At 63.6% G+C, this 9734-nt stretch carries 9 protein-coding genes and 2 rRNA genes; 1 reads left to right on the forward strand and 10 read right to left on the reverse strand.

The genetic code is table 11. The features are described from left to right. Positions 1-759, reverse strand: a 759-nt coding sequence (locus GZ093_RS18340) for an SDR family NAD(P)-dependent oxidoreductase (protein WP_296488822.1), incomplete at its 3' end; no start/stop codon positions are given. After that, positions 756-2369, reverse strand: a complete 1614-nt coding sequence (locus GZ093_RS18345) for an AMP-binding protein (RefSeq protein WP_296488825.1) — start codon at positions 2367-2369, stop codon at positions 756-758. The genes GZ093_RS18340 and GZ093_RS18345, both read right to left, overlap by 4 nt. 90 nt (positions 2370-2459) lie before the next feature. Here GZ093_RS18345 and GZ093_RS18350 point away from each other — a divergent pair, with 90 nt between their 5' ends. Next, positions 2460-2993, forward strand: a complete 534-nt coding sequence (locus GZ093_RS18350; RefSeq protein WP_296488826.1) for a PAS and helix-turn-helix domain-containing protein — start codon at positions 2460-2462, stop codon at positions 2991-2993. Positions 2994-3018: 25 nt separating this feature from the next. Here the strand turns inward: GZ093_RS18350 and GZ093_RS18355 are convergent, their stop codons facing one another. The 8 genes from GZ093_RS18355 to GZ093_RS18390 form a co-directional block, all read right to left on the reverse strand. After that, a complete protein-coding gene (locus GZ093_RS18355; RefSeq protein WP_296488830.1) occupies positions 3019-3855 on the reverse strand; it encodes a metallophosphoesterase in 837 nt (278 codons plus the stop codon). Positions 3856-3912: 57 nt separating this feature from the next. Then, positions 3913-5280 carry an ATP-binding protein gene (locus GZ093_RS18360; RefSeq protein ID WP_296488833.1) on the reverse strand — a complete coding sequence of 456 codons (1368 nt, stop codon included), beginning with the start codon at positions 5278-5280 and terminating at the stop codon, positions 3913-3915. Continuing rightward, the gene (locus GZ093_RS18365; RefSeq protein WP_296488836.1) at positions 5280-5951 is read right to left on the reverse strand and encodes a response regulator transcription factor; all 672 of its coding nucleotides are present in this window, start codon (positions 5949-5951) and stop codon (positions 5280-5282) included. The genes GZ093_RS18360 and GZ093_RS18365 overlap by 1 nt, the downstream gene beginning before the upstream one ends. A 22-nt stretch (positions 5952-5973) precedes the next feature. Further along, positions 5974-6210, reverse strand: coding sequence for a PepSY domain-containing protein (locus GZ093_RS18370; RefSeq protein WP_296488838.1), 237 nt, complete (start codon positions 6208-6210; stop codon positions 5974-5976). Between the two features lie 100 nt (positions 6211-6310). Beyond that, positions 6311-6862, reverse strand: coding sequence for a glycine zipper 2TM domain-containing protein (locus GZ093_RS18375; RefSeq protein ID WP_296488841.1), 552 nt, complete (start codon positions 6860-6862; stop codon positions 6311-6313). Between the two features lie 107 nt (positions 6863-6969). Then, positions 6970-9183, reverse strand: coding sequence for an ATP-dependent DNA helicase RecG (gene recG / locus GZ093_RS18380; RefSeq protein ID WP_296488843.1), 2214 nt, complete (start codon positions 9181-9183; stop codon positions 6970-6972). Between the two features lie 185 nt (positions 9184-9368). Then, a 5S ribosomal RNA gene (gene rrf, locus GZ093_RS18385) occupies positions 9369-9481 on the reverse strand. Positions 9482-9630: 149 nt separating this feature from the next. Next, positions 9631-9734, reverse strand: a 23S ribosomal RNA gene (locus GZ093_RS18390); the annotation flags it as partial.

Here is a 9734-nt window from a genome sequence, read left to right on the forward strand (position 1 = left end):
TGCCGCGGTTTCGCACAGCCACAGCACGGTGCGCGCGATCTCGTCGGGCGTCGAGGTGCGTCCGCTGGGCTGCTTTTCTTTCAGCAGGTCGCGGATGCCGGCCTCGCGGTCGCCGCCAAACAGCGTCGCGCGCGCCTGAATCTGCGGCTCGATGATGGCCGTTTCGGTCCAGCCCGGGCAAATGCAGTTGACGGTCACACCGCCGCTCTGGCGCGTACCGGCGCTGGCACACTCCAGCGCGGCGGCACGCGACAAGCCGATCAGGCCGAACTTGGCCGCCACATACGGCGCCTTGTTGACCGAGGCGACCAGGCCGTGCACCGAGGCGATATTGACCACCCGCCCATACCCGCGGCTCATCATGCCCGGCAGGCTCAGGCGCATGGTGTCGAACGCGGCCGACAGGTTGACCGCCAGAATGGCATCCCAGCGTTCACGCGGCATCTCCAACAGTGGGGCTGTGAACTGGATACCGGCGTTGTTGACCAGAATGTCCAGTGGCCCGGCCTCCAGCACCTGCGCCATCAGGGCGCTGGTCTGAGCCGGGTCACCGAGATTGTGGTCCAGGCACAGCGCGCCGTCAGCGCCCGCCGCGCGGACCGCCTTGATCGCCGCTTGCCGCGTGGCCTCGTCGCCCAGGCCGTGCAACACCACGGCGCAACCTTCGCGCGCCAGGGCTGTGGCAATGGCCAGCCCAATGCCCTGCACCGAGCCGGTAATCAGGGCGCGTTTGCCTTGCAAAAATCGAGTCGTCGTCATGCGGTGTCTCCAGTTTGTGATTTAAACGGTATCAACGGGGTTTGCAGGCGCTGGCGCAACTCGGTCTTGAGCACCTTGCCGTAGTTGTTCTTGGGCAAGGCCGCCACAATTTCATAGCGCTTGGGGCGCTTGAAGCGGGCAATCTCCTGCAGACAGAGCGCATCCAGGGCCGCCAGGTCCAGCGTCACACCGGCTTGCGGCACCACAAAAGCGACCACCACTTCGCCCCATTCGGCATCCGGGGCGCCGACCACCGCGACCTCGGCGACGCCAGAGGCGGTGAGCAGCACTTCCTCGACCTCGCGCGGGTAGATGTTGGAGCCGCCGCTGATGATCAGGTCCTTGCTGCGGTCCTTGAGCGTCAGGAAACCGTCGGCATCGAGCATGCCCATGTCGCCCGTGAACAGCCAGCCACCCCGCAGCGCCAGCGCCGTGGCCTGCGGGTTGCGCCAGTAGCCGGCCATCACGCTGTCGCCTTTGATCAGCACCTCACCGACCTCGCCCAGCGGCAGGTCCTGGCCGTCGGTGTCGGTGACACGGATTTGCACCGGCGTCTGCGCCACACCGACCGAGGCCAGGCGCTGCGCATGCCGTGGGTGCGTCACGTCCATCAGATGCTGGCGCGACAAGGCGGTGCCGACCATCGGGCTCTCGCCCTGGCCGTAAATCTGGACAAAGCGCGGCCCCATGACGCGGATCGCGCGCTCGATGTCGGCCGCGTACATCGGCGCGCCGCCATAGACGATGGTCTTGAACGCCAGCGCGCAGTCCTGTGGGCTTTGCTGGGTGGCCTGCGCCTGATCCACCAGCCGCTTGACGATGGTCGGTGCGGCGAACAGCGACAGGGGCCCGAGCGCGCGGCCGAGCGCAAACAACTCGTCCGGATCCATGGCGCCAGACGCCGGCACCGCATGGCGCGCGCCCGCCATCAAATGAGGAATGGCATAGATACCGGCGCCGTGCGACATCGGCGCGGCATAGACAATCGTGTCCTGCGCCGTGACGGCGTCGACATCGTTGAAGTAGGTCAGGCCCATCGTTATGAGGTTGCGGTGCGTCAGCATCACACCCTTGGGGCGACCGGTGGTGCCGCTGGTGTAGAACAGCCAGGCCACATCGTCGGGCTGGCGCGTGGTGATGGGGCGCAGACCCGCGCCCACATCGCCGTCAGCGATCCCATTCAGACCCTCAAAAGCCTCTGCCGCCCAAAGCGCATCCGCGTCGACGGAGCCCACGTCGACCACGCGCTCCAGCCCCTGAAAATGCGCCCCCATTTCGCTGGTGACGTCCGCCGTCACAAAGGCCCAGCGCGCCTGCGCGTTGTCAACGATCCACTGCGCTTCACGCAGGTGCAGCTTGGCGTTGATGGGCACCACCACCAGTCCGGCCCACCAGGCGCCGAACAGCACCTCCAGATAACGCGGGTGATTGCGCATGAACAGGGCCACCCGGTCGCCCGGCTGCAAGCCCGCCGCCTGAAAATGGCCAGCCAGGCGGGCGCAGCGTGCCGCCCATTGGGCGTGGCTGGCCACAAGTTGCGTGCCGTTGAAGATGGCGGGCCGATCGGGGTCCATGCGGGCGATGCGCAGCAGCAGATTCGACAGATTCAATGGGTTGTCTCCGGTGCGGTGGGATGCCGCAACGATAAGCGCAAAGCATTGAGACGACCATACTGTACTAATACCGTATAGTGCCCTGTCATGACACCTGAACAACTGGGTTTTGACCACGCCCCCACCGCCCTGTGCCTGACACAGCACCGCACAGTGGCCGCCTGCAACCTGGCCTTCCTGGCCTTGTTTGGCTATAGCGCCGACGCCCTGATCGGGCAGTCGATCGCCCTCTTGTACCCCTCAAAGCAGGAGTTCACACGCATCGGCCAGCGCGGTTATCCGTCCATGCATCAGGGTGGTCAGTACCAGGACGAGCGCCTGATGCGCTGCTTTGACGCCGCGCTGATCTGGTGCCGCGTGCGCGGCCGCGCGCTCGATGCCAGGACGCCCGCCGCCGCTGCCGTCTGGTCGTTTGAGCCGGTGGCGCAAACACTGCCCGAGGCCCAGCGACTGAGTCCGCGCGAGCGCGAGGTGGTGGCTCGGCTGGCCCAGGGCCTGACCAGCAAGGAGATGGCGCGTGAGCTGGGCCTGAGCCCGCGCACCGTCGAGATGCACCGAGCGCGGCTGCTCATGAAACTGGGCGTGCGCAGCACGCCGCAGTTGCTGGCGAAATTGGTGTGATGGCGTGCGCGGGCGGCTGGGCGGTTCAGGGCAGCTCGATCACCAGCTCGGGCCTGAAGGCCCCCTGCTCGTTCTTGCTGGCATAGCCCAGCGGGTTCGCCACCACGCGACAGGCAAAGTCCCGCCCCTCGGTCTTGCCCTGAACCACATAGTCGTTGGCGCAGTGCAGGTGGCCGTGCAGCCAGAGTTGCGCATAGGGCAACAGCTCATCAAGCGCATTGCAAAATCCCGCCGTGCCCGGGCTCAAGCCGTAGCGCGCGTCGGCACTGCGCAGACTCGGGGCAAAGTGCGTCACCACCACAGTGCTGCCATCGAAGGGCTGGCGCAGGGCTTGTCCCAGCCAGTCCTGGGCGGCGAGCGACAGCTCCCGGATCTCCTGGGCCAGCATCGGCGCGCCGCCACGCAAGGTGGTGTTCTTGCGCAAGTAGTAGTCGGCCGCGCGGTACGCTTTCTGGCGCAGTTGCAGCTGGCGCGTCAAGTTCACTTCAGCCCCAGCGAAGGCGTCAAAGTCGCTCCACAGCGTCGAGCCGATGAAGCGCACCTTGCCCAGCTCAAGCACTTCATGCTCCAGCCAGGTGATGCCGAGCCGGTCACAGGTGGCGCGCAAGCGGGCATAGGTCTGTTCATAGTCCAAGCCGTCGTATTCATGGTTACCAGGAACATAAAGAACCCGGGACCACGGCGCGCCTGGCTGCAACGGGGAGAAGCGCGCCAGGCCGAAATCGGGATCGGTGAGATGCGAGCCGGCCTGGTACGAACCGATGTCGCCGGCCAGCACCAGCACATCAACGTTGGGCGCAGCAAGGGCCACGAAGTCGGGGCAACGCTCCAGATGAAGGTCGGAGATGAGCTGTAGTCGCATGGTGTGCAGAGTCTAAGGGCGCCGCGCTTGGCCTTGGCACGACCCAGCGGGCCGGCCTCAGGCAGCGGGCAACACAATGTCCAACTGGGCGCCGCCAGCCTCGGCCCGCGACAACGTCAATTCTCCCTGGTGACTGGCCACCAGATCGCTGACCACCGCCAGGCCAATGCCGTGGCCCGGCACCTGCTCATCCAGGCGCACCCGGCGCTCCAGCACCGCTTGCGGGTCACCAAAACCAGGGCCATCGTCAACCACACGGATGTGCAGGCGCCCAGATTCCAGCCAGAGCCTAGCCGTCACGGTGCGGCGCGCCCACTTGGCCGCGTTGTCCAGCACATTGCCCAGCATCTCGAAGGCGTCGCCTTCATCGATGCGCCAGCTCAACTCTGGCGGGCAGTCCAGTGCAAAAGCCAGTTGCTTGTCCACATAGACCTTGGCCAGCGAGTCGCAGATGCGCTTCAAGACCGGCGCCAGCGCCAGTTGCGGGGCAAAAAGTGCGGCGCCGCTGGCGCCCGCCCGGCCCAACTGGTGCCGCACGATGTCGTCCATGCGGCTCACCTGCTCGGCCACCAGCGTGGGCAACTGGGTCGGTTCAGCCAGGGAGGACCGCAACACGGCCAACGGGGACTTCAGGCTGTGCGCCAGGTCATCGAGTGCATGCTTGTAGCGTGTTTGGCGCGAGCGCTCCTGGTCGATCAAGGTGTTGAGGTTGTGGGTGAGGCCAGCGAGCTCTCTCGGGTAACGCCCCTGCAGCTTGGTCTGTGCGCCCTGCTCAATTTGACGGATTTCACGCGTCATGCGGGCCAGCGGCGCCAGTCCCCAACGCAGCAGCAGCGTCTGCGTCAGCAACAGCAGCAGTCCGGTGCCACCGAGCCAGCGCCATAGCGTGCCCTCGAAAACAGCCAGTTCGCGATCGAAAACCCCTTTGTTTTCCAATACCGAAAACACCAGCGAGGCGGTGCGCGCCTTGTCCGACCACTTCACGGCATAGGTGGCAGACAAAAACGCGCCTGCCGCGGCAGACTTGCCACGCCCCGGCACGGGCGGCGTCAGCACGGTTTCAAAGCGCCACTCGCCCGTGGCCAACTGGCGCTGAAACGGTAAATTGAGCCCCAGCGTCGAGGCCGACTGCCAATCTTCACCTCGCGCGACATTGGCAATGTTGGCATACAGGCCTGATGCGGGCACCGACAAGCGCGGCTCGGCCAGCGCAACCGGCATCAGCAAGGCGCCCTGGGCATTGAGCTCGGCCCCGGCCATCAGCAGGTAAATGGTGGCTTGCAGGCGGGCAAAGCGCGCGGCGCGCACGCTGTCGGCATGCGCTTGCTGCACTGCCCAGCCAGCCCCCGCCAGAAACGCCAGCAGCACCAGGGCCGCACCCCAGATCAGACGGGAACGAATCGAGACGGTGGCCAGTGGCGCCATCACTGCATCACAAATCGGTAGCCGCGCCCGCGCAGGGTCTCGATCGGCGCCAGCGCGCCATCCGGGTCAAGCTTGCGCCGCAACCGCCCCACCAGCACCTCCAGCACATTGCTGTCGCGGTCTTCATCGTGCGGGTACAGGTAGTCAGACAGCTCCTGCTTGGGCACCACGCGGGCGCGCTCGCGCACCAGGTATTCGAGCACCCGGTATTCAAAGGTGGTCAACTCCAGCGGCAACTCGTGCAGGCGGGCGCTCTGCGCTGAGAAATCGATTTGCAACGGACCCAGTGTCAGCACATCGGAGGCCGCCTTGCGCGCGCGGCGCAGCAGCGCCTTGACGCGCGCGGCCAGTTCCGGGTATTCAAAGGGTTTGACAAGGTAGTCGTCGGCACCCGCCTCCAAGCCCTGCACCTTGTCTTGCCAACTGCCGCGTGCGGTCAAAATCAAGATCGGCAGCGTGCGGCCCTCGGCGCGCAACGTTTGCACCACGGCCAGGCCCGTCACTTTGGGTAGACCCAGATCGACAATGGCCAGGTCCAGCGGATACTCGCGCGCCTGAAACAAACCATCGGCGCCGTCGGCCGCCTGGTCCACGCGGTAACCGTCGGCTTCCAACTGGCGCACTAGGCCTAAGCGCAAGACCGCATCGTCCTCGATCAACAGCAGGCGCATGAAATTTTGACGTTCAGCGGGCCTAGAGCACCCGCCCACTGGCAGCGTCGACCAGGACCACCCTCACTTCACCCTGCGCGCTGAGCACCTTCACGCGCCACACGACTCGCCCATCAATCTCGGCCTTCTCGACCGAGAGCACACGGGCGCCACTGGCTTGCTGCGCCACCGCCGCAGCCTGGTCGCGGCTGATGTCAGCCCAAGCCGGGGTGGTCAAAGCCAGCAGCAAGGCACAAAGCAGGGTGGAAAGCGATTTCATGGTGTTGAGTGCGTAAAAGAACGAGGCCATTGTCAAACGCTGATCATGGTACTACCGCCGATCGCGGCAGCACATAGAGAATACCTGCCACGCCCCATCTTTACTGTTCCATTGGCTGCACCGACACGCGCACCGGCAGGCTGTTGCCCGGGTTGCTGCGCATCATGGTGGTGTATTGCTGGCCACGGTACTCGTAGGTGACGCGGTATCCGGCGATGCGCGATTGCGGGTCATTCACCGTGCGGCAGCGTTGCACTTCGCGCTGCCCGTACTGGGGGTACTGCGAATCTTGCGAATACTGCGGGGGCTGGTTGCGATTTTCGAGTCGGTCGCCCGTGATGGCGCCCAGCACCACACCGAGTGCCGTGGCCGCATCCTTGCCGCTACCGCCGCCGATCTGGTGCCCGATGACACCCCCGGCCAGGCCACCAACAATGGCGCCGCCGTACTGTCGGTCTTGCTGGCGCTCTTGCGTTTGATAAGCACCGCGCCGGTCTTCGTTGATCCACTGGCTGCTGCACTCATTGCGCGGCACGTTGACGGTTTCATACTGCGGCTCGGCGCTGCGAACCCGCGCGTGGTCGGTGAAGCTTTGCGCCTGGGCGCCGAGCAAGGTGGTAGCAAACAGACTGGCAATGACGAGACGTTTCATGGAAAGCTCCTTGAGTTGGTATGGAGCGTAGTTTGCGGGTGCCTGCCTGAACGCAAGCTGAACCAACTGCAGAAAGTCTGCGGCATGCCAGCACCCCGGTCTGACCGTCACGCCTTCAAGAATTGCGCCTTGCCGCCCAACCAGCGCTGCACGTGTTTCTCTGCCAGCGCAGGGTGTTGATCGAGCATCACAGGGGCCAAGTGGCGCGCCCACTCCAACAGCGCGGTGTCCGTTGCCAAATCGGCGAAACGCAACATGGCAGCACCAGACTGCCGCGCGCCCAGAAACTCACCGGGGCCCCGAATCTCCAGATCACGCCGGGCAATCTCAAAGCCGTCATTGCTCTCGGCCATGGCTTTCAGCCGGGCGCGTGCGGTCTGACTCAAACGCGGCGAATCGCCGGTGGAGTACAGCAGCACGCAGGCCGACGCCGCTGCCCCGCGCCCGACCCGACCCCGCAACTGGTGCAGTTGCGAGAGGCCAAAGCGCTCGGCATGCTCGATCACCATCAGACTGGCATTGGGCACGTCGACACCGACCTCGATCACCGTGGTGCTGACCAGCACGCCCATCTGGCCAGCGCTGAACAGGCTCATCACGGCTTTCTTCTCGGGTGTGGGCATGCGTGAATGCAGCAGGCCGACATTGACGCCGGGCAAAAGCGCGCTTAACTGGGCGTGCGTCTCGGTGGCGTTGCGCAGGTCCAGTGCTTCACTCTCTTCAATCAGTGGACAGACCCAGTAAATTTGTCGCCCGGCATCGAGTTGGGCACGGATGCGCGCAATGACCTCGTCACGTCGCGCGTCGTTGACCACCTTTGTTGTGATCGGCGTGCGCCCGGGCGGCAATTCGTCCAGGGTGGAGACATCAAGATCGGCGTAGTAGCTCATCGCCAGTGTGCGAGGAATCGGCGTGGCAGTCATCATTAACAAATGAGGCTCCGAACCGGGCGGCCCTTGCTTCAGTCCAAGGTCATCGGATGGGCGCGACAACTTGTTGCGCAGGGCAAGCCGCTGCGCAACACCAAAGCGGTGCTGCTCGTCGATGATGGCCAGCGCCAGGTTTTTGAACACCACCTTGTCCTGGATCACGGCGTGCGTGCCAATGACCAGGCCCGCTTCGCCGCTGGCGATCAACGGCAGCATCTCGCGCCGTTCCTTGGTCTTCTGGCTGCCGGTGAGCCAGGCGGTCTTGATGCCCAGCGGCTCCAGCCAGCTCACCAGCTTGGCAAAGTGTTGCGTGGCCAGAATTTCGGTCGGTGCCATCAATGCGCACTGCCAACCTGCATCGATGCAAATCGCCGCCGCCAACGTCGCCACCACCGTCTTGCCTGAGCCAACATCACCCTGCAGCAATCGGTGCATGGGCATCGACCGTGCCAGGTCATGCGCGATTTCCGCGCTGACGCGGCGCTGGGCCGCCGTGAGTTGAAACGGCAATGATGCCAACAGGCGCTCGTGCAAAGGCGAAATTCGGTCGGGTTGATGCCCTGGTCCTGCCACCTCCCGCCCGGCCTCCGACTGGCCAGGCTCAGGACGAACGCTAGAATCTTGAGCGACCCGATCAACGGACTCATGGCGGCCCTGCACTAGCATCGGCGCCCGCAGCCTCGCCCGCTCGCGCTTGGCCTGCAATTGCGACAGCTGCTGCGCCAGCAGTTCCTCGGCTTTGAGCCGCTGCCAAGCCGGGTGGCTGTGATCCTGCAAGGTGGCGAGCGCCACATCGGGCGTTGGGTTATGCAAAAACAAGAGCGACTCACGCATATTCCACGCGGGCTTCAGGCCAATTTCATGTAAATATTCTGCGGGTATGGTGTCTGACAGTTCAGCGCGCGCAAGCCCAGTCTGCACGGCACGGCGCAGATAGGCCTGCGGCAACCGCGCCACCGTCGGGTAGATGGGTGTCAACGCCACTGCCAGCTCCCTGCCCGCGGGATGAAACGACGGATGCATCATCGTCAAGCCCGCAAACCCGCCCTTGATCTCGCCGCGCGCCCGGATAGGGTTGCCTACCGCCAACGCCTTTTGAGTACTGGGGTAGAAGGCGAAGAAACGCAGCAGGCAGGTGTCAGTGCCATCGTCCAGCGTCACCAGCAGTTGACGGTGACCCGTGACCTTGACCTCACAATGGGTCACCACCCCTTCGATCTGCGCCTCATCGCCCTCACGCAACTCGCTCAAACGACTGATACGGGTTTCGTCCTCGTAGCGCAGCGGCAGGTGCAACGCCAGATCGATGGCCCGCTCCAGGCCGAGCTTGCGCAGGGCTTTTTGCGGACCGGTCTGGGGCTTAGGCAATGGCGGTGGGGGCGACAGCGACATCAGCTGATTTTGCACAAGCAAACAGCTTTAAGCCTTGGCACCTGCCACTTTTTTTATTCCATAGTCAATCAAAATTCCCACAACAGACAGCCAATTGACATCTTTTTAGTGGTGGTATTTAGATGCTGATAAAGCAAAAGCAAAAAAAACGCCCAATCTTTCGATTGGGCGTTTCCGGTTTAATAGCCTGACGATGACCTACTTTCACACGGGAATCCGCACTATCATCGGCGCAGAAGCGTTTCACTGTCCTGTTCGGGATGGGAAGGAGTGGTACCACTTCGCTATGGTCATCAGGCATAACTTTTTGTTATCTTGACTGGGTCAAGACAACCAATTTATAGAGCTAATCAGCTTCATCGAATTAACGAACCTATTTTCACAGGATTTTTGAATGCGTCAACTTGGCATAACTTCCTTGATGACGGTTAGGTACATCAAAGTTATAGGGTCAAGCCGCACGAGCAATTAGTATCAGTTAGCTTAACGCATTACTGCGCTTCCACACCTGACCTATCAACGTCCTGGTCTTGAACGACTCTTTAGGGGGC

The sequence above is a fragment of the Rhodoferax sp. genome (genome assembly GCF_010365055.1).
In the GTDB taxonomy this organism is placed as follows: Bacteria; Pseudomonadota; Gammaproteobacteria; order Burkholderiales; family Burkholderiaceae_C; genus Rhodoferax.

Bases quoted from the DNA above. Each gene is read 5' to 3' on its own strand.
- GZ093_RS18350 (WP_296488826.1), top strand. From the start codon at position 2,460: ATGACACCTGAACAACTGGGTTTTGACCACGCCCCCACCGCCCTGTGC.
- GZ093_RS18355 (WP_296488830.1), bottom strand. From the start codon at position 3,855: ATGCGACTACAGCTCATCTCCGACCTTCATCTGGAGCGTTGCCCCGAC.
- GZ093_RS18360 (WP_296488833.1), bottom strand. From the start codon at position 5,280: ATGGCGCCACTGGCCACCGTCTCGATTCGTTCCCGTCTGATCTGGGGT.
- GZ093_RS18365 (WP_296488836.1), bottom strand. From the start codon at position 5,951: ATGCGCCTGCTGTTGATCGAGGACGATGCGGTCTTGCGCTTAGGCCTA.
- GZ093_RS18370 (WP_296488838.1), bottom strand. From the start codon at position 6,210: ATGAAATCGCTTTCCACCCTGCTTTGTGCCTTGCTGCTGGCTTTGACC.
- GZ093_RS18375 (WP_296488841.1), bottom strand. From the start codon at position 6,862: ATGAAACGTCTCGTCATTGCCAGTCTGTTTGCTACCACCTTGCTCGGC.
- recG (WP_296488843.1), bottom strand. From the start codon at position 9,183: ATGTCGCTGTCGCCCCCACCGCCATTGCCTAAGCCCCAGACCGGTCCG.